Annotated in this window: 13 protein-coding genes and 5 pseudogenes; 15 read left to right on the top strand and 3 right to left on the bottom strand. The window is 72.1% G+C overall.

The genetic code is table 11. The annotated features are described in order from the left end of the window. Positions 1–129 precede the first annotated feature (129 nt). The 8 genes and pseudogenes from hpnE to ACEXOX_RS05610 all read left to right on the top strand — a co-directional run bounded on the left by hpnE (position 130) and on the right by ACEXOX_RS05610 (position 11070). Positions 130–1574, top strand: a pseudogene (gene hpnE, locus ACEXOX_RS05645) (hydroxysqualene dehydroxylase HpnE). Continuing rightward, on the top strand, positions 1571–2692 hold the full coding sequence (locus ACEXOX_RS05640; protein WP_406519346.1) for a polyprenyl synthetase family protein: 1122 nt from the start codon (positions 1571–1573) through the stop codon (positions 2690–2692). The pseudogene hpnE and the gene ACEXOX_RS05640 overlap by 4 nt, the downstream one beginning before the upstream one ends. A 124-nt stretch (positions 2693–2816) precedes the next feature. After that, positions 2817–4844, top strand: coding sequence for a squalene--hopene cyclase (shc, locus tag ACEXOX_RS05635; protein ID WP_406519345.1), 2028 nt, complete (start codon positions 2817–2819; stop codon positions 4842–4844). Further along, complete coding sequence (locus ACEXOX_RS05630) at positions 4844–5533, top strand: 1-hydroxy-2-methyl-2-butenyl 4-diphosphate reductase (RefSeq protein WP_406519344.1); 690 nt, start codon at positions 4844–4846, stop codon at positions 5531–5533. The genes shc and ACEXOX_RS05630 overlap by 1 nt, the downstream gene beginning before the upstream one ends. A 5-nt stretch (positions 5534–5538) precedes the next feature. After that, positions 5539–6561: an adenosyl-hopene transferase HpnH gene (gene hpnH, locus ACEXOX_RS05625; RefSeq protein WP_406519343.1), complete on the top strand. Its 1023-nt coding sequence runs from the start codon at positions 5539–5541 to the stop codon at positions 6559–6561. Between the two features lie 4 nt (positions 6562–6565). After that, a pseudogene (gene ispG, locus ACEXOX_RS05620) lies at positions 6566–7758 on the top strand (flavodoxin-dependent (E)-4-hydroxy-3-methylbut-2-enyl-diphosphate synthase). Between the two features lie 35 nt (positions 7759–7793). After that, positions 7794–9674, top strand: coding sequence for a 1-deoxy-D-xylulose-5-phosphate synthase (dxs, locus tag ACEXOX_RS05615; protein WP_406519342.1), 1881 nt, complete (start codon positions 7794–7796; stop codon positions 9672–9674). A gap of 13 nt (positions 9675–9687) precedes the next feature. Then, complete coding sequence (locus tag ACEXOX_RS05610) at positions 9688–11070, top strand: aspartate aminotransferase family protein (RefSeq protein ID WP_406519341.1); 1383 nt, start codon at positions 9688–9690, stop codon at positions 11068–11070. Here the strand turns inward: ACEXOX_RS05610 and ACEXOX_RS05605 are convergent. Further along, positions 11067–11741, bottom strand: a complete 675-nt coding sequence (locus ACEXOX_RS05605; protein WP_406519340.1) for a winged helix-turn-helix domain-containing protein — start codon at positions 11739–11741, stop codon at positions 11067–11069. The genes ACEXOX_RS05610 and ACEXOX_RS05605 overlap by 4 nt on opposite strands. A 107-nt stretch (positions 11742–11848) precedes the next feature. Between ACEXOX_RS05605 and def the strand changes: the two are divergent. Beyond that, positions 11849–12507: pseudogene (gene def / locus ACEXOX_RS05600) on the top strand (peptide deformylase). 48 nt (positions 12508–12555) lie between these two features. Here the strand turns inward: def and ACEXOX_RS05595 are convergent. Continuing rightward, positions 12556–13365, bottom strand: coding sequence for a tyrosine-protein phosphatase (locus ACEXOX_RS05595; RefSeq protein ID WP_406519339.1), 810 nt, complete (start codon positions 13363–13365; stop codon positions 12556–12558). Positions 13366–13727: 362 nt separating this feature from the next. Between ACEXOX_RS05595 and ACEXOX_RS05590 the strand changes: the two genes are divergently transcribed. After that, positions 13728–14528 carry an SGNH/GDSL hydrolase family protein gene (locus ACEXOX_RS05590; protein ID WP_406519338.1) on the top strand — a complete coding sequence of 267 codons (801 nt, stop codon included), beginning with the start codon at positions 13728–13730 and terminating at the stop codon, positions 14526–14528. Between the two features lie 115 nt (positions 14529–14643). Here ACEXOX_RS05590 and ACEXOX_RS05585 read toward each other — a convergent pair whose 3' ends face one another. Then, entirely contained in the window at positions 14644–15132 is a 489-nt protein-coding gene (locus ACEXOX_RS05585) for an ATP-binding protein (RefSeq protein ID WP_406519337.1), read from the bottom strand. A gap of 109 nt (positions 15133–15241) precedes the next feature. Here ACEXOX_RS05585 and ACEXOX_RS05580 point away from each other — a divergent pair. The 5 genes and pseudogenes from ACEXOX_RS05580 to ACEXOX_RS05560 form a co-directional block, all read left to right on the top strand. Continuing rightward, positions 15242–15403 (top strand): annotated as a pseudogene (locus ACEXOX_RS05580) (helix-turn-helix domain-containing protein); the annotation flags it as partial. Then, positions 15386–16107, top strand: a pseudogene (locus tag ACEXOX_RS05575) (DUF5753 domain-containing protein). The pseudogenes ACEXOX_RS05580 and ACEXOX_RS05575, both read left to right, overlap by 18 nt. Before the next feature lie 3 nt (positions 16108–16110). Beyond that, the gene (locus ACEXOX_RS05570) at positions 16111–16398 is read left to right on the top strand and encodes a DUF397 domain-containing protein (protein ID WP_030023883.1); all 288 of its coding nucleotides are present in this window, start codon (positions 16111–16113) and stop codon (positions 16396–16398) included. 26 nt (positions 16399–16424) lie between these two features. Beyond that, positions 16425–17291, top strand: a complete 867-nt coding sequence (locus ACEXOX_RS05565) for an SAM-dependent methyltransferase (RefSeq protein WP_406526241.1) — start codon at positions 16425–16427, stop codon at positions 17289–17291. Between the two features lie 155 nt (positions 17292–17446). Continuing rightward, a complete protein-coding gene (locus ACEXOX_RS05560; RefSeq protein WP_406519336.1) occupies positions 17447–18883 on the top strand; it encodes an FAD-dependent oxidoreductase in 1437 nt (478 codons plus the stop codon). Positions 18884–18985 lie beyond the last annotated feature (102 nt).

Here is an 18985-nt window from a genome sequence, read left to right as displayed (position 1 = left end):
CCGGGAGACGGGCCGGGCCGGCGAGCCCTGCTCAGGGCCCGTACGGCGGGCGAAGCGGTGGGCAACCCTCCGCCGGGCCGCTGCGTCCCTGACGACAGTATTCAGGGAGGGCGCATGACATCGGGACCGATGGGGCCCGACCGGCACGATGCACAGGAAGCAGGCCGTCCCGATGGGGCGGCTGCGGTGGTCATTGGGGGCGGTCTGGCCGGCATCACGGCGGCGCTGGCGCTGGCCGACGCCGGACTGCGGGTCACCCTCGTCGAGGGCCGGCCCAGGCTGGGCGGCCTGGTCTTCTCCTTCCGCCGCGAGTCCGCGGCGGGGGAGCTGACCGTCGACAACGGGCAGCACGTCTATCTGCGCTGCTGCACCGCGTACGACTGGTTCCTCGACCGGGTGGGGGCCGCGCCCTGGTGCCCCTCCAGGACCGGATGGACGTCCCGGTGCTGGACGCCGACGGCCTGCGGCTGGGGCGGCTGCGGCGTACGGCCCTGCCCGTGCCGCTGCACCTGGCGAAGAGCCTGGCCATGTACCCGCACCTGTCGCTCGCCGAGCGGGCGAACGTGGGCCGCGCGGCGCTGGCCCTGAAGAAGCTCGACCCCGAGGACCCCGCGCTGGACGGCGTCGACTTCGCCTCCTGGCTGGCCCGGCACGGCCAGTCGCCGCGCGCGGTCGAGGCGCTGTGGGACCTGGTCGGCGTCGCGACGCTCAACGCGCGGGCCGGTGACGCGTCGCTGGGTCTGGCCGCCAAGGTCTTCAAGACGGGGCTGCTCTCCGACAACGGCGCCGCCGACATCGGCTGGTCACGGGTGCCGCTGGGCGAGGTGCACGACACGCTCGCGCGCGAGGCCCTGGAGAAGGCGGGCGTCCGCGTCGAGCTGCGCACCCGCGCGAGCGCCCTGGCCCGTGCCGAGGACGGCACCTGGCAGGTGACGGTGGAGAACGGCCCGCACGGCCGCGAGCAGCTGACTGCCAAAACGGTCGTGCTGGCCCTGCCGCAGCGCGAGACGCACGGCCTGCTGCCCGAAGGCACCCTCGACGGCCAGGACCGGCTGCTGGACATCGGCACGGCGCCGATCCTGAATCTGCACGTCATCTACGACCGTCCCGTGTTGAAGCAGCCTTTTTTCGCGGCCCTCGGCTCGCCGGTGCAGTGGGTCTTCGACCGTACGGAGGCCTCCGGCCTCGCCGCGCTGCCCGGCGGGGCCCGCAGCCAGTACCTGGCCGTGTCGCAGTCCGCCGCGCAGGACGACATCGACCGGCCGGTGGCCGAGCTGCGCGCACGCTATCTGCCGGAGCTGGAACGGCTGTTGCCCGCCGCGCGCGGCGCCGGCGTCCGCGACTTCTTCGTCACCCGCGAACGCACCGCGACGTTCGCCCCCACCCCGGGCGTCGGCCGGCTGCGGCCCGCCGCCCGTACCCAGACCCCCGGCCTGTACCTGGCCGGTGCGTGGACCGCCACCGGGTGGCCCGCGACCATGGAAAGCGCTGTTCGCAGCGGCCTCGGCGCCGTTCGCGAGGCACTCACCGAACTCGGCTTCCCCCAGGGCCAGTTGCCCCAGGAGGTGGCATGACCACGAGTACGAGCGCTCGCACGAGCACGAGCACCGGAAACAGAGGAGAAACCGTGAATCCGGCTTCCCCAGCTATCGACACCGAGAGCGTCACCGCGCTGCTGGAGCGCGGGCGGCAGCTCGCCACTCCCGTGCTGCGTGCCGCCGTGGACCGGCTCGCGCCTCCCATGGACACCGTCGCCGCGTACCACTTCGGCTGGATCGACGCCGCGGGCCGGCCCGCGACCGGGGACGGCGGCAAGGCCGTACGCCCCGCGCTCGCGCTGCTGTCTGCCCAGGCCGCCGGACAGCCGCCGGAGGTCGGCGTGCCCGGCGCCGTCGCCGTGGAACTGGTCCACAACTTCTCGCTGCTGCACGACGACCTGATGGACGGCGACGAGCAGCGCCGCCACCGCGACACGGTGTGGAAGGTGCACGGCCCGGCGCAGGCGATCCTCGTCGGCGACGCGCTGTTCGCCCTCGCCAACGAAATACTGCTGGAACTGGGCACCGTCGAGGCCGGCCGCGCCACCCGCCGCCTCACGACCGCCACCCGCAAGCTCATCGACGGCCAGGCCCAGGACATCTCCTACGAGCACCGCGAGCGGGTCACCGTCGAGGAGTGCCTGGAGATGGAGGGCAACAAGACGGGCGCGCTGCTCGCCTGCGCCGTCTCCATCGGCGCCGTCCTCGGCGGCGCCGACGACCGTACCGCCGACATCCTGGAGCGGTACGGCTACCACCTCGGCCTCGCCTTCCAGGCCGTCGACGACCTGCTGGGCATCTGGGGCGACCCGGAGGCCACCGGCAAGCAGACCTGGAGCGACCTGCGGCAGCGCAAGAAGTCACTGCCGGTCGTCGCCGCCCTGGCGGCCGACAACCCGGCCGCCGAGCGGCTCGCCGGGATCCTCGCGGCGGACGCGAAGAAGAGCGAGGACGAGATCGCCGACTTCACCGAGGAGGAGTTCGCCTCCCGCGCGGCCCTCATCGAAGAGGCCGGCGGCCGCGAGTGGACCTCCCAGGAGGCCCGCCGCCAGCACACCACCGCCATCGCCGCACTGGACGAGGTGGACATGCCCGCACCGGTCCGCGCGCAGTTCGTCGCGCTCGCGGACTTCGTCGTCGTACGAGAGAGATGATCACTATCGAACCGATCTAGTTCGCAGTCGCCGGCCGGTGCCTTCCCCGCTCCGACGCGGGCCCGGCGCCGGCTGACGGAATCCCTGAGCACGCTTCACAGAGTTCACTGCCGAAGGGGAAACCATGCCAGCGACGACCGACGGAAGCACCGGGGCGCTGCCGCCCCGTGCCCCCTCGGCCGGCGAGACCACCGCCGAGACCACCGCAGAGAACACCGAGAACGGCCCGGCCGCCACCACGGACACGGCCGCCACCGCCCGCCGCGCCGCGGCCCGCGCCACCGAGTACCTGCTGTCCGTGCAGGACGACGCGGGCTGGTGGAAGGGCGACCTGGAAACCAATGTGACCATGGACGCCGAGGACCTGCTGCTGCGGCAGTTCCTGGGCATCGGCGACCGGCACACCACCGAGGCCGCCGCCCGCCACCTCCGCGCCGAGCAGCGCGCGGACGGCACCTGGGCCACCTTCTACCGAGGGCCCGGCGATCTGTCCGCCACCATCGAGGCGTACGTCGCCCTGCGGCTGGCCGGCGACGCGCCGGACGCCGTCCACATGGCCCGGGCCGCCACCTGGATCCGCGAGCACGGCGGCATCGCCGCCTCCCGCGTCTTCACCCGCATCTGGCTGGCGCTGTTCGGCTGGTGGAAGTGGTCGGACCTGCCCGAACTGCCGCCCGAGCTGATCTACTTCCCGAAGTGGTTCCCGCTCAACATCTACGACTTCGCGTGCTGGGCGCGGCAGACGATCGTGGCACTGACGATCGTCTCGGCCCTGCGTCCGGTACGGCCCGCGCCGTTCGCCCTGGACGAGCTGCACACCGACCCGGCCCGCCCGAACCCGCCGCGGCCGCTCGCCCCCGTCGCGAGCTGGGACGGGATCTTCCAGCGGCTGGACAAGGGCCTGCACGGGTACCGCAAGGTGGCCGTCCGGAGGCTCCGCCGCTCGGCGATGAAGGCCGCGGCGAGCTGGATCGTCGAACGCCAGGAGAACGACGGCTGCTGGGGCGGCATCCAGCCGCCGGCCGTCTACTCGATCATCGCGCTGCATCTGCTGGGGTACGACCTGGAGCACCCGGTGCTGCGCGAGGGCCTGAAGTCGCTCGACCGTTTCGCCGTGTGGCGCGAGGACGCGGACGGCGCGCCCGTCCGCATGATCGAGGCGTGCCAGTCCCCGGTCTGGGACACCTGCCTCGCCGCCATCGCGCTCGCCGACGCCGGGCTCCCCGCCGACCATCCGCAGCTGGTCAAGGCGGCCGAATGGATGCTCGCCGAGCAGATCCGCCGGCCGGGTGACTGGAGCGTCCGCAGGCCGCAACTCCCGTCCGGAGGCTGGGCGTTCGAGTTCGAGAACGACAACTACCCGGACATCGACGACACCGCCGAAGTCGTCCTCGCGCTGCGCCGCATCCAGTACCCGGACCCGGAGCGGGCCGACGCAGCAGTGCGGCGGGCCGTGCGCTGGAGCCTGGGCATGCAGTCCAAGAACGGGGCCTGGGGTGCCTTCGACGCCGACAACACCAGCCCGTTCCCCAACCGGCTGCCGTTCTGCGACTTCGGCGAGGTGATCGACCCGCCGTCGTCCGACGTCACCGCGCACGTCGTGGAGATGGCCGCCGACCTCGGCATGACGCACGACCCGCGGGTACGGCGCGGCATCCGCTGGCTGCTGGCCGAACAGGAGCCGGACGGCTCGTGGTTCGGCCGCTGGGGCACCAACTACATCTACGGCACCGGCTCGGTGCTCCCGGCGCTGGCCGCCGCCGGCATCCCTGCCTCGCACCCCGCGGTCCGCCGCGCCGTGCGCTGGCTGGAACGCGTCCAGAACGAGGACGGCGGCTGGGGCGAGGACCAGCGCTCCTACCAGGACAAGGCGTGGGCGGGGCGCGGCGAGTCGACCGCCTCGCAGACCGCGTGGGCGCTGATGGCGCTGCTCGCGGCGGGCGAGCGGGAGAGCGCGGCGGTCGAGCGCGGGGTGGCCTGGCTGGCCGCGACGCAGCGCGCCGACGGTTCCTGGGACGAGCCGTACTTCACCGGTACGGGTTTCCCCTGGGACTTCTCGATCAACTATCACCTGTACCGGCAGGTCTTCCCGCTGACGGCCCTCGGCCGTTACGTCAACGGCGGACCGGCCGGCGCGTCCCAGGGGGCTTGATGCGCAGGTCGCGCAGCGCAGCCGCCGCCCACGGCGGCCAGGCGGCCGGGCCGCAGGGCCAGCCGCCGCTGCTGGTCGCCTGCGCGCTCGGTATCGAGCGGCTCGCGCTGCGCGGCGGCGACCGCGGCGGCGCGAGCGCGCCCGCCGTGATGCTGCGTACGGGCATGGGCCCGCGCGCGGCGTCGGACGCCGTCACGCACGCGCTGCGCGACGGTTCCGTCACGGCCCGGGCGCCGGTCGTCGCCACCGGCTTCTGCGCCGGTCTCGTCCCCGGGATGCTGCCGGGGGACGTGGTCGTCGCGGAGTCGGCCCGCGGCCATCTGCCCGGCGCGCCGGATGTCGCCTGTTCCGACAACGGTCCGCTGCTGCGGGCCCTGAAGGAGCGCGGCGTGACGGTGCACACCGGCCTGCTGCGCGGCTCCGACCACGTCGTACGCGGCGCGGAGCGGGCCGGGCTGCGGGCCGGGGGCGCCGTCGCGGTGGACATGGAGTCCGCCGCGACGCTGGCGGCCGCGACGCGGGACGGCGAGCGTCCGGTTGCGGCCGTCCGGGTGATCGTGGACGCTCCAGAACATGAACTTGTCCGAATCGGCACTTTACGCGGTGGAATGTCGGCCTTTCGTGTGCTGCGCTCCATCCTTCCTGTCTTCTTCGAATGGCACCGTTCTTTGCTGCTCCCCAGGAGGTGAGCCAGATGGCCATGCCGCTCCGTCAGTCCATCAGGGTCGGTACGTATCTCTTTGAACAGAAAGTGCGCAAGCGGGAGAAGTTCCCGCTCATCGTGGAGCTGGAACCTCTTTTCGCCTGCAACCTCAAGTGCGAGGGCTGCGGAAAGATCCAGCATCCGGCCGGTGTGCTCAAACAGCGGATGCCGGTCGCGCAGGCGGTCGGCGCGGTGCTGGAGTCCGGCGCGCCGATGGTCTCCATCGCGGGCGGCGAGCCCCTGATGCACCCGCAGATCGACGAGATCGTGCGGCAGTTGGTGGCCAAGCGGAAGTACGTCTTCCTGTGCACCAACGCCATGCTGCTGCGCAAGAAGATGGACAAGTTCACGCCCTCGCGTTACTTCGCCTTCGCGGTGCACATCGACGGGATGCGCGAGCGGCACGACGAGTCGGTGGCCAAGGAGGGCGTCTTCGACGAGGCGGTGGAGGCGATCAAGGAGGCCAAGCGGCGCGGCTTCCGGGTCACCACCAACTCCACCTTCTTCAACACCGACACCCCGCAGACCATCATCGAGGTGCTCGACTTCCTCAACGACGACCTCCAGGTCGACGAGATGATGCTCTCGCCCGCCTACGCCTACGAGAAGGCCCCCGACCAGGAGCACTTCCTCGGCGTCGAGCAGACCAGGGAACTGTTCAAGAAGGCCTTCGCGGGCGGCAACCGGCGCCGCTGGCGGCTCAACCACAGTCCGCTGTTCCTGGACTTCCTGGAAGGCAAGGCGGACTTCCCCTGCACGGCCTGGGCGATCCCCAACTACTCGCTCTTCGGCTGGCAGCGCCCCTGCTACCTGATGAGCGACGGGTACGTCCCCACGTACCGGCAGCTGATCGAGGAGACCGACTGGGACAAGTACGGCCGCGGCAAGGACCCGCGCTGCGCCAACTGCATGGCGCACTGCGGCTACGAGCCCACCGCCGTCCTCGCGACGATGGGCTCCCTCAAGGAGTCCCTGCGCGCCGCCCGTGAGACCGTCGCGGGAAACCGCGGGTGACGTGATGGGTACCGGAGAGCCTCCCGGAGGCACCGCCTCCGGGACCGCCGTCGCCCTGGGCCTCCCCGAGGTGCCGGCCCGGCCGCTGGCGCAGCGGCGCGTCTCGCGCCGTATCCAGGTCGGGCCGGTGCCGGTGGGCGGCGGCGCCCCCGTATCGGTGCAGTCGATGACCACGACGAACACCTCCGACATCGGCGCGACGCTCCAGCAGATCGCCGAGCTGACCGCGTCCGGCTGCCAGATCGTCCGGGTCGCCTGCCCGACCCAGGACGACGCCGACGCGCTGCCGGTCATCGCGAAGAAGTCGCAGATCCCGGTGATCGCGGACATCCACTTCCAGCCGAAGTACGTGTTCGCCGCGATCGACGCGGGCTGCGCCGCGGTCCGGGTCAACCCGGGCAACATCCGGCAGTTCGACAACCGGGTGAAGGAGATCGCCAAGGCGGCCTCCGACGCCGGGGTGCCGATCCGGATCGGCGTGAACGCCGGGTCGCTGGACAGGCGGCTGCTGGAGAAGTACGGGAAGGCCACGCCCGAGGCGCTGGTGGAGTCGGCGCTGTGGGAGTGCTCGCTGTTCGAGGAGCACGGCTTCCGGGACATCAAGATCTCGGTCAAGCACAACGACCCGGTGGTCATGGTCAACGCGTACCGCCGGCTCGCCGCGCAGTGCGACTACCCGCTGCACCTGGGCGTGACCGAGGCCGGCCCGGCGTTCCAGGGCACGATCAAGTCGGCGGTGGCCTTCGGGGCGCTGCTGAGCGAGGGCATCGGCGACACGATCCGGGTGTCGCTGTCGGCGCCGCCGGCCGAGGAGGTCAAGGTCGGCCTCCAGATCCTGGAGTCGCTGAACCTGCGCCCGCGCCGCCTGGAGATCGTCTCCTGCCCGTCCTGCGGCCGTGCCCAGGTGGACGTCTACAAGCTCGCCGACGAGGTGACCGCGGGCCTGGAGGGCATGGAGGTGCCGCTGCGCGTCGCGGTCATGGGCTGCGTCGTCAACGGGCCGGGGAGGCCCGCGAGGCCGACCTGGGGGTCGCCTCCGGCAACGGCAAGGGCCAGATCTTCGTCAAGGGCGAAGTGATCGCCACCGTACCCGAATCGAAGATCGTCGAGACCCTGATCGAAGAGGCCATGAAGATCGCCGCAGGTATGGCGGCCGAAGGAGTGGTGCCCGGCACCCCCGACGTCACCGTCAGCTGAACCCGCAGAGCTGTACCCATGGAGGGGGACCGAGCATGTCGATGCTGGAACAGATCCGCGACCCGCACGACCTCAAGGAGATTCCCGGGGAAGCCCTCGGCGCACTCGCCGAGGAGATCAGGCAGTTCCTCGTGCACGCGGTGGCGCGGACCGGCGGCCACCTCGGGCCCAACCTGGGCGTGGTGGAACTGACCATCGCCCTGCACCGGGTCTTCGACTCGCCCGCCGACCGCATCCTGTGGGACACCGGACACCAGTCGTACGTGCACAAGCTCCTGACCGGCCGCCAGGACTTCTCCAAGCTGCGCGGCAAGGGCGGACTGTCCGGCTACCCGTCCCGCGAGGAGTCCGACCACGACGTCATCGAGAACTCGCACGCCTCCACCGTCCTGGGCTGGGCCGACGGCCTGGCCAAGGCCAACCAGGTGCGCGGCCGCGCCGACCACGTCGTGGCCGTCATCGGCGACGGCGCGCTGACCGGCGGCATGGCCTGGGAAGCGCTCAACAACATCGCCGCCGCCAGGGACCGCCCCCTCATCATCGTCGTCAACGACAACGAGCGCTCCTACGCGCCCACCATCGGCGGCCTCGCCGACCACCTCGCCACCCTGCGCACCACCGACGGCTACGAGCGCTTCCTCGCCTGGGGCAAGGAGATCGTGCAGCGGGCCCCCGTCGTGGGCCGCCCGCTGTACGAATCGCTGCACGGCGCCAAGAAGGGCTTCAAGGACGCCTTCGCGCCGCAGGGCATGTTCGAGGACCTGGGCCTGAAGTACGTCGGCCCGATCGACGGCCACGACATCGCCGCCGTCGAGTCCGCGCTGCGCCGAGCCGCCCGCTTCCACGGTCCCGTCCTGGTCCACTGCCGTACCGAGAAGGGCCGCGGCTACCGGCCCGCTCTGGAGGACGAGGCGGACCGCTTCCACACCGTCGGCGCCATGGACCCGCTGACCTGCGCCCCCGTCGCGCCGCCCGGCCCGCCGTCGTGGACCTCGGTCTTCGGCGACGAGATGGTCAAGATCGGCGAGGAGCGCCCGGACGTCGTCGCGATCACCGCGGCGATGCTCCAGCCCGTCGGCCTCGGCAAGTTCGCCGCCGCCTTCCCCGACCGTACGTGGGACGTGGGCATCGCCGAGCAGCACGCGGCGACCTCGGCGGCGGGCCTGGCCACCGGCGGCCTGCACCCGGTCTTCGCGGTGTACGCGACCTTCCTCAACCGGGCCTTCGACCAGGTCCTCATGGATGTCGCGCTGCACAAGTGCGGCGTCACCTTCGTCCTCGACCGGGCCGGGGTGACCGGCACCGACGGGCCGAGCCACAACGGCATGTGGGACATGTCGATCCTCGGCGTCGTCCCGGGCCTGCGGATCGCCGCGCCGCGCGACGCCGACCAGCTCCGCGCCCAGCTGCGGGAAGCGATCGACGTGGACGACGCGCCGACCGTGCTGCGCTTCCCGAAGGAGTCGGTGGGCGAGCCCGTACCGGCGCTGGAGCGGATCGGCGGGGTGGACGTGCTGCGCCGTGGCGAGCGGGAGGACGTCCTGCTCGTCTCGGTCGGCGTGCTGGCCCCGGTCTGCCTGGAGGCGGCGGACCTGCTGGCGGAGCGCGGCACCGGCGTCACGGTCGTCGACCCGCGCTGGGTCAAGCCCGTGGACCCCGCGCTCGTCCGGCTGGCCGCGACGCACGCCGCGGTGGCCGTCGTGGAGGACAACAGCCGCAACGGGGGAGTGGGGTCGGCGGTCGGCCAGGCGCTGCGCGACGCGGACGTGGACGTACCGCTGCGGACCTTCGGCATCCCCGAGCAGTTCCTGGCGCACGCCAAGCGCGGCGAGGTGCTCGCCGACATCGGGCTCACCCCGGCCGAGATCGCCGGCCGGATCAGTGCCTCCCTGGCCCGTAAGGAGAACGACGCGTGACGGAGAACGGTTCGTGACCGGATTCGACCTGACCAAGCTGCTCGCCGAACGCGGCGCCGAGCGCTACGACCTGCACGCCAGGTACGTCAACCACCAACTGCCGCGGATGCTGCACACCATCGGCTTCGACAAGGTCTACGAACGGGCCGAGGGCGCCTACTTCTGGGACGCGGACGGCCGGGACTACCTCGACATGCTGGCCGGCTTCGGCGTGATGGGCCTCGGCCGGCACCACCCGGTCGTCCGGCAGGCCCTGCACGACGTCCTCGACGCCCAGCTCGCCGACCTCACCCGCTTCGACTGCCAGCCGCTGCCCGGCCTGCTCGCCGAGAAACTGCTGTCCCACACACCCCACCTGGACCGCGCCTTCTTCGGCAACAGCGGTACGGAAGCCGTCGAGACCGCCCTGAAGTTCGCCCGCTACGCCACCGGGAAACCCCGCGTCCTGTACTGCGCCCACGCCTTCCACGGCCTGACCACCGGCTCCCTGTCGGTCAACGGCGAGGACGGCTTCCGCGACGGTTTCGCGCCGCTGCTGCCGGACACCGGCATCGAGATGGGCGACCTGGACGCGCTGGAACGGGAGCTGCGGCGCGGCGACGTGGCGGCCTTCATCGTCGAGCCGATCCAGGGCAAGGGCGTCCACCCCACACCTCCCGGCTTCCTGCGGGCCGCACAGGAACTGCTGCACCGGCACAAGGCACTGCTGATCGCCGACGAGGTGCAGACCGGCCTGGGCCGCACCGGCGACTTCTTCGCCTACCAGCACGAGGACGGCGTGGAACCGGACCTGGTGTGCGTGGCCAAGGCGCTCTCCGGCGGCTACGTCCCGGTCGGCGCGACCCTCGGCAAGGACTGGATCTTCAAGAAGGTCTACTCCTCCATGGACCGCGTCCTCGTCCACTCCGCCAGCTTCGGCGCCAACGCCCAGGCGATGGCCGCCGGCCTGGCGGTCCTCACGGTCATGGAGGACGAACAGACCGTCGCCAACGCCCGCCACACCGGCGACCTGCTCCGTACGAAGCTGGCCGCCCTCGTCGACCGGTACGAGCTGCTGCACGACGTCCGCGGCCGCGGCCTGATGATCGGCATCGAGTTCGGCCGCCCCAAGTCCCTGAGACTGCGCGGCCACTGGACCATGCTCCAGGCAGCCCGCAAGGGCCTGTTCGCCCAGATGGTCGTGGTCCCGCTGCTCCAGCGCCACCGCATCCTCACCCAGGTCTCCGGCGACCACCTGGAGGTCATCAAGCTGATCCCGCCCCTGATCATCGGGGAGCGGGAGGTGGACCGGTTCGTGACGGCGTTCACGGAGGTGATGGACGACGCGCACCAGGGCGGCGGCCTGATGTGGGACTTCGGCCGGACGCTGATGAAGCAGGCGCTCCAGGCGCGTTAACGCGGACGCTTCGGGGCCTCGGTCAGCAGGGGGAACAGCCTGGTGACCGCGGCCACCGCGGCCGTACCCGCCGGGCGGGCGGCGGGTTCCCGGTTCCGTTCGCGGTACGGGGCCAGCAGGGCGCGGACGGCGGCGGCGAGTTCGGCCGTCTCCGCCGGGGTCAGGTGGACCACTTCGCTGAACGACGGGTCGTGCCGCCACTCGGGCGGTGCCTGGTCCCGGTGGGCCAGCCAGTGCTGGTAACTCTCGTCCTCCAGGTTGCGGGCGAGGACGTCGAAGCGCTCCGGGGCGGCTTGCCCGGCCGGGCCGGTCTGCTGGGCCTGCCCGGCCTGCCCGGCCTGTTCGAGCTCTTCGGGCTCCCGGGCCTCTCCGGGCCGCTCGTTCCGTCCCGCCGGTCCGGACGGGGTGTCCCAGCGGAGCCGCCACGGCCGGGCCCGTCCGCCGGTGTGCGGCACCTCCTCGATGAGGCCGTGCCGGGCGAGCTGGCGCAGGTGGAAGGAGCAGAGGCCGGAGCTGTGGCCCAGGCGGGCGGCGGCCTGTGTGGACGTGACGGTGCCGGCCTCGGCGAGCAGGTCCAGCAGGGCGATGCGTACGGGATGGTCCGGGAGTGACCGCCGGGCGCGGTGCGTCGGCGGTCCGGGGGAAGCCGCTCGGGGTTCTTCGTCGCTCACTTTGCAAAGGGTGCTACTTTGCAAAGCGTTCGGTCAAGCTGACCTGCCGACCGGCCGGGGATTCCGCCCCGGCCCTCCCAGGCATGCGCGGAAGGCGTTGATACTTCATGACTGTCGGTTTCGGTGACACCCCGCAGGACCGCCGGGTACGGGTGCAGGGCGAGCCCGTGGACGCGTACCCCGGCTCGCGCCGGAGGTGGAGCGGGGAGCGGTGCGCCGCATCACCGTGGTCGGCGAGGAGGTGCTGCACCGCCCGTGCCGGGAGGTCACCCGCTTCGGCACACCGGAGCTCGCCCGCCTGATCGACGACATGTTCGCCACCAACCAGGTGGCGGAGGGGGCGGGACTCGCCGCCAACCAGGTCGGCGTGGATCTCCGGCTGTTCGTGTGGGACATGATGGACGACTGGGGCGTGCGTCACGTCGGGCACATCGCCAACCCGGTCCTGGACGAGGTGCCGGCCGAGCACCGCAGGCTGGTCGAGGAGCCCGAAGGGTGTCTGTCCGTGCCCGGCCCCTACCGGGTCGTGCCCCGCCTGGACCGCGCCGTCGTGCGCGGCCGCGACAAGGACGGCAATCCCCTGGTGATCGAGGGCAGGGGGTACTTCGCCCGGTGTCTGCAACACGAGACGGACCACCTGCGCGGCCACCTCTACCTGGACCGGCTCGCCGCCCGGGAGCGCAAGACGGCGCTGCGGGAGATGGCGGAGGCCAAGGAGGAGAAGTTCGCCCGGCGTGCCGAGATGGCGGCACGCCTGGGCAAGTGACCACGCGGGTGGCCGGCCGCAGGAGGCGCGCGGCCGGCCGTGGGCGGCTCAGTCCTCCAGGAGCTGGAAGCGCAGCCGCTCGCGGGTCTCGGGGGACAGCCCCAGGCCCTCGCTGAAGTACGCCTCCGTCGAGCCCCAGGTCGTCTCGATGGCGTCGAGGGCCGCGGAAAGGTACTCGGCGCGGGCGTCGAAGAGCGGCGCCAGCAGCTCCATGACCTCGGGGGACATGCCCACCGCAGAGGTGTCGGAGCGGCGCACCTTGTACCGGCGGTGCGCGGCGTTGGACTCCAGGTAGTCGGCCTCGACGGCCTCCGGCTCGACACCGACCGCGAGCAGCGTCACGGCGACGGACAGGCCCGCCCGGTCCTTGCCGGCGGCGCAGTGCATGAGCGCGGGGACGCTGTCCTCGGCGAGCGCGTGCAGGACGCGGCTGTGGTCGGCGGTGCGGGTGGTGATGATGTGGCGGTAGGTCTGCGCCATCCGGCCCGCCGCCTTGCCGTCGCCCAGCGCCGTACGCAGGTGGCCCAGCTCGCCGTCGCGCACCATCGCCCAGAACTCGGCACCGTCGGCCGGGTCGGTCAGCGGGATGTTGACGTTCCGTACGCCGGGCAGCGCGACGTCGGGGCCCTCCAGCTTGATGTCGGCGGCGTTGCGGAAGTCGAAGACCGTGTGCAGCCCGAGACCGGCGAGGAAGGCGGCGTCCGCCTCGGTGGCCGCCGCCAGGTGCCCGCTGCGGAACAGCCGGCCCGTGCGCACCCGGCGCCCGTCCACGGTCGGCAACCCGCCCACGTCACGGAAGTTGCGTACCTCCGCGAGTTCGGCGTCGGTCGACGGGACCTCCGGGGTCTGCTGCGTCACGGGCGCTCCTCGGGATCGGTCGCCGACGCTGCTCGTCGACGAGGCGGGCCACTTCGACGATACGACATCGGTGCAGCCCGCAATCAGGCCGGTGACGGCCGGTTCCGCGGCGGTGCCGGAGCGGTGCGCGCGGCGCGCTCGCGGAGCGGGTGGCAGCTCCCTCCCCGCTCCCTCGCCGCTGCCTCCCCGTCCCCCGTCGTGCGGCCGCGCACACACCCCGACAAACGACCGAAAAAAGCCGTTTATCCTCCTCGATTTCTATTCCAACTTGATCAGAATTTGACCGGGTGGCATTAATCACCCCACGTCAACCCCTGGTTACGGTGGCGTAAGTCACTTCCCGGGGTGAAGTATGTCCTGACGTGGCAGACGATTCGAAGAAGATGAGCAGTGGCGCACTTGGCGCCATCGGGTCGTACGCAGCCGTCGGCGACAGCTTCACCGAAGGAGTCGGGGATCCCGGCCGTGACGGGGCGTACATCGGCTGGGCGGACCGGCTGGCGGTCCTGCTGTCGGACCGGCGCGCGGAGGGCGAGTTCCGCTACGCCAACCTCGCGGTCCGCGGACGCCTGCTGGACCAGATCGTGGAGGAACAGGTGCCGCGGGCCAAGGAGCTGGCCCCCGACCTGGTGACGTTCTGCGCCGGCGGCAACGACATCCTGCGGCCGGGCTCGGACCCGGACGCGGTGGCCGAGCGGTACGAGGCGGCCGTCGCCGACCTGCGGGAGGAGGTCGGGACCGTGCTGCTGTGCACCGGGTTCGACACCCGTGGCATGCCGGTGCTGCGGCATCTGCGCGGCAAGATCGCGACGTACACCGCGCACGTCCGGGCGATCGCCGACCGGCACGACTGCCCGGTCCTGGACCTGTGGTCGCTGAAGTCCGTGCAGGACCGGCGGGCCTGGGGCGACGACCGGCTGCACCTGTCGCCCGACGGGCACACCCGGGTGGCGCTGCGCGCCGCGCAGGTGCTGGGCCTCGACGTCCCGGCCGACCCGGACCAGGCGTGGCCGCCGGAGGCCGAGCGCACCGCGGCCGAGGCGCGCCGCGACAACATCCAGTGGGCGCGGGAGCATCTGGTGCCGTGGATCGGCCGCCGGCTGCGCGGCGAGTCCTCCGGTGATCACGTGGAGCCGAAGCGGCCGGATCTGCTCCCGCTGTAGCGGCAGCGGAAGCCGTGGAAGGGGAAGCGGCAGCCGCTGCGTCGGCAGCGCAAGCCGCGGGAAGAGAAGCGCCCGTGCCACACCGCCGCCCGCCGTTCAGGCGCGGGCGGCGGTTTCAGTGTGCGGTGGCGGGTCCGTAGGAAAGGTCGGCCCAGACAGTGCGGCCGCGGCCGGACGGGTCGGGGCGCACGCCCCAGCTCTCGGAGAGGGCGCCCACCAGGAACAGGCCCCGGCCGCACTCCTTGTCCACGCTGCCGGGCTGGACGTGCGGTGCCGAGTCGCCCCGGCCCTGATCGGTGATCTCCAGGCGCAGCAAGGCGCCGACGACCATCAGTTCGCAGTCGACCTTTTCGCTGTCGGTGTGCCGTACGGCGTTGGTGAACAGCTCCGACACCACCAACTCGGCGTCGTCACAGACCTGTTCTGCCGCGCCCCACTCGTGCAGCACGGCGATCACGCGTCTGCGCGCCTCCGGTACGGAGGTACGGCGGGCCGGCAAGTGGAACGCGTCCCGGAGACGCTCGGCGACGAAGCCGCCACAGCGCCCTAACGAAGGAGCGTTGTTGGAGGAAGCCACTCCGCAACTATGTGCGATGTTGGTCACCGATGGCAAGGATCAATGTGTAATTTGCAGAATCGCAAGCGCAGTCTGTTCGGTGTGCTGACGGCATGACACACTGCTGATCACTCATGTCTGTGGGAGGGGATCAGAAGTGGCGGAAGCACGGTCGGGTGGCGCACCGACCGTCCTGCGGGTGGTGCTCGGCAAGAGGCTGCAGGACCTGCGCGAGAAGGCGGGGCTGTCCTACGAGCAGGCGGCCGCCGCGCTCGATGTCACGCACGCCACCGTACGGCGCATGGAGAAGGCCGAGGTCGGCCTCAAGATCCCGTACGTGGAGAAGCTGCTGGCGACCTACGGCGTCACCGGCAAGGAAGAGATCGACGGCTTCCTCAAGCTCGCGCGCGAGGCCAACCGGCCCGGCTGGTGGCACAACTACCGCGACGTGCTGCCCGAGTGGTTCAGCGCCTACGTGAGCCTGGAGAGCGAGGCGAACCTCATCCGCGGCTACCAGCCCCACTACGTACCGGGGCTGCTGCAGACCGAGGAGTACGCCCACGCCGTGCTGCGCGCCGGTATGCCGCACGCGGCGCGGGAGGAGATCGACCGCGCGGTCGCGCTGCGCCTGGAGCGGCAGTCGCTGCTCACCCGCCCCGACGCGCCCATGCTCTGGGTGGTCATGGACGAGACGGTCTTCCGGCGCCCGATCGGCGGCCCGCGGGTGATGCGCGAACAGATCGCCCGCCTCGCCGAGGCCACCGCCCTGCCCAACGTCCGGCTGCAGATCATCCCGTTCGCCGCCGGACCGCACCCTCGATGTACGGGCCGTTCCACATCTTCCGCTTCCCGATTCCGGAACTGCCCGACATCGCGTACGCGGAGAACCTGGTGGGCGCCGTCTATTTCGACCAGCGCGACGACGTCTCGCAGTTCCTGGAGGCACTGGACCGGATGTGCGCGCAAGCCGCGCCGGCCCAGACCACCGAGGCCCTTCTGGGCGGCTTTCGCAAGGAGATCTGAACCATGGATCGCATACGCATCTACAACGGCATGCCCGCCACCGAGCTGGGCAGCGACGGCTGGCACAAGCCGTGGAGCGGCGGCAACGGCGGCGAGTGCGTCGAGGCGCTGCGACTGGGCGACGGACGGGTGGCGCTGCGCCAGTCCACCGACCCGGGCGGCCCGGCCCTGATCTACACCCACCGTGAGATCAAGAGCTTCATCGAGGGCGCGAAGGCCGGCGCCGCCGACTTCCTGCTCACCGCCGCGCCGTGCGGCTGCGGCTGCGGAACCGACCGGAGGACGGCGTGACGGAAACGGAGTTCTCCCGGGCCGTGATGGGCTCGTGGGACGAGGACGGCTCGCAGGGGCTGCAGGACGCGGCGGCCTTCAAGGCCGAGGAGATCGACACCAGCAAGCCGCACCCGGCCCGGATGTACGACTACTACCTGGACGGCCGGGACAACTACGAGGTCGACCGGGAAGCCGCGCAGCGCGTCATCGAGGCGCACCCGCAGGTGCGGCTGAGCGCCCGCGCCAACCGGGCGTTCCTGCACCGCGCGGTGCGCGAGGTGGTCGCCGGCGGCATCCGGCAGATCATCGACATCGGTACGGGCATCCCCACCTCGCCCAACACCCACGAGGTGGCCCGGGAGACGGCGCCCGGCGTACGGGTCGTCTACGTGGACAACGACCCGATCGTCGCCACGCACGCCGGGGCACGGCTGACGACCGCCGAGGACTTGGGTTTCGTCCTGGCCGACGTGCGCGACCCGCAGGCGATCCTCGACCACCCGACGGTGCGCGAACTGATCGACTTCGACCAGCCGGTGGCCCTGCTGCTGGTGGCCGTCCTGCACTTCGTCCGCGACGACGAGGGCCCGGCGGGGATCGTCGCCACCCTGGCCCGCGCGCTGCCCGCCGGCAGCGTGCTCGTCCTGTCGCACGCCACGGGCGAGCCGTACGAGGCGTACGAACAGGGCCGTACGGACGAACGGGCGCGGGATGGCGTGCTGGACGTCTACAAGAACGCGACCGCCACCCTGAACCTGCGGACCAGGAGCGAGATCGAGCCGCTTTTCGGACCGTTCGCGCTGGTGGAGCCGGGCGTGGTGCGGGTGCCGCTGTGGCGCCCGGACGGTCCGGCCCCGGGCCCGGCGGAGCTGAACGACATCATCTTCTACGGCGGGGTGGGCCGGAAGTAGGGACGCCCCGCCGCCGCCGTCGCGCGTCCAAGTGCGCAGGGGGTGATTGACAGCACCGCCCGGCGGTCCGAGGGTGAGAGTCCGTGCGAGACCGGTGGTGCGAGAGCCGCCCACCACACCTGAAGGGCCGCCCTGGCGGCAGGACGGGGGCAGCGGTGGAAGAGACCACCGGAACGGCTGGGGAGCGGCACGCGGTCGTCATCGGCGGCGGGCTCGCCGGAATGCTCGCGGTCACCGCCCTGCTCGGGCACGTGGACACCGTCACCGTCGTCGAACGCGACCGGTACCCCGAGGGACACGCCTTCCGTAAGGGCGTACCACAGGCCCGTCATCTGCACGTCTTCCTCAGCGGCGGTCTGCGGGCACTGGAGGAGCTGCTGCCCGGCACGGGCCAGGCGTTCACCGACGCCGGGGCCCGCACCCTCTACCCGCCGAGCGACCTGGTCACCCGTACCTCCGTGGGCTGGCAGCACCGCTTCGAAGAACGCCGCCACGGGTGCCTGTCGGTCACCCGCCCGGTTATCGACGGCGTCGTAAGGACCCGCGTGCTGCGGGCGGCAGCCGCGTCGGCGACCCGCCTGGAGGTGCTGGAGGCGACCGAGGCGGTCGGCCTGACCGGCGACGCGGGGCGGGTCACGGGAGTACGGGTACGGGTCCGGTCGGGCGGCGACCGCACCGGCGAAGCGGGCCCGGCCGAGCGGACCGTTCCCGCCGCGCTCGTCGTCGACGCCTCCGGGCGCAGTTCCAAGGCCCCGCAGTGGTTCGCCGAACTGGGCCGCCCCGCGCCACGCCAGGAGACCGTGGACGCCGGCATCGCCTACGCGACCCGGATGTTCCGCCCCACCGGCCCGGCCGGCGCCCCGGACATGGGCATCAACATCCCCGGCTGGCCCGGGAGTCCGCGCGGCGCGGTGTACGTACCGGTCGAGGACGGCACCTGGCTGCTGACCGCCGCGGGGGTGCGCGGCCACCACCCGCCCACCGACGACCAGGGCTTCGCCGACTTCACCGCCACGATCGGCGACCCGTACATCCACGGCCTGCTGCCGCACACCGAACCGGTCTCGCCCGTCTACGGCTTCCGTGACACCGCCAACCGCCGCCGGCACTACGAACGGCCCGGCGCCGTCCCCGAAGGCTTCGTCGTCGTCGGCGACGCCCACTGCACCTTCAACCCGATCTACGGGCAGGGCATGTCGATCGCCGCGCTGGACGCCCTGGCGCTGCGCCGCACCCTGGACACCGGGGGCGGCCTGCGGCCGGGGCTCGCGCGGCGGGCACAGCGCGCGGTGGCCCGCGCCACCGAGCCCGCCTGGATGATCGCCATCGGCGCCGACCGGCCGTACGCGAGTGGCGCGGACGCCCGCTCGGGCCTGGGTGAGCGGCTGATGTCCTGGTACGTGCAGCGGCTCATCCTCCGCTCCGTCGTCGACCCCGTCCTCGGCGCCGCGTTCCGCGACGTCTCCTGTCTGACCGTGCCGCCGTCCCGTCTGATGGCCCCGCGCACGGTGCTGCGGACCGTCCTGCTACCGCTCCGGCCCGGCGCCGACGCCCCGCCGACGGGCGTCGTACCGCTGCAACGGGCGGCCTGACGGCCCGTCAGGAGACCGCCGGGCGGCGGATCACTTTCCCCGCCCGGCAGGAACAGGCTGACCGCGCCGGTGGCCAGGGGAGCGAGGATGCCGAACGCCGGG

The sequence above is a fragment of the Streptomyces sp. Ac-502 genome, assembly GCF_045222935.1.
In the GTDB taxonomy this organism is placed as follows: domain Bacteria; phylum Actinomycetota; class Actinomycetes; order Streptomycetales; family Streptomycetaceae; genus Streptomyces; species Streptomyces monomycini.
This window is presented reverse-complemented; position numbering and strand designations above follow the sequence as displayed.

Bases quoted from the DNA above. Each gene is read 5' to 3' on its own strand.
- ACEXOX_RS05640 (WP_406519346.1), top strand. From the start codon at position 1,571: ATGACCACGAGTACGAGCGCTCGCACGAGCACGAGCACCGGAAACAGA.
- shc (WP_406519345.1), top strand. From the start codon at position 2,817: ATGCCAGCGACGACCGACGGAAGCACCGGGGCGCTGCCGCCCCGTGCC.
- ACEXOX_RS05630 (WP_406519344.1), top strand. From the start codon at position 4,844: ATGCGCAGGTCGCGCAGCGCAGCCGCCGCCCACGGCGGCCAGGCGGCC.
- hpnH (WP_406519343.1), top strand. From the start codon at position 5,539: ATGGCCATGCCGCTCCGTCAGTCCATCAGGGTCGGTACGTATCTCTTT.
- dxs (WP_406519342.1), top strand. From the start codon at position 7,794: ATGTCGATGCTGGAACAGATCCGCGACCCGCACGACCTCAAGGAGATT.
- ACEXOX_RS05570 (WP_030023883.1), top strand. From the start codon at position 16,111: ATGGATCGCATACGCATCTACAACGGCATGCCCGCCACCGAGCTGGGC.
- ACEXOX_RS05565 (WP_406526241.1), top strand. From the start codon at position 16,425: ATGGGCTCGTGGGACGAGGACGGCTCGCAGGGGCTGCAGGACGCGGCG.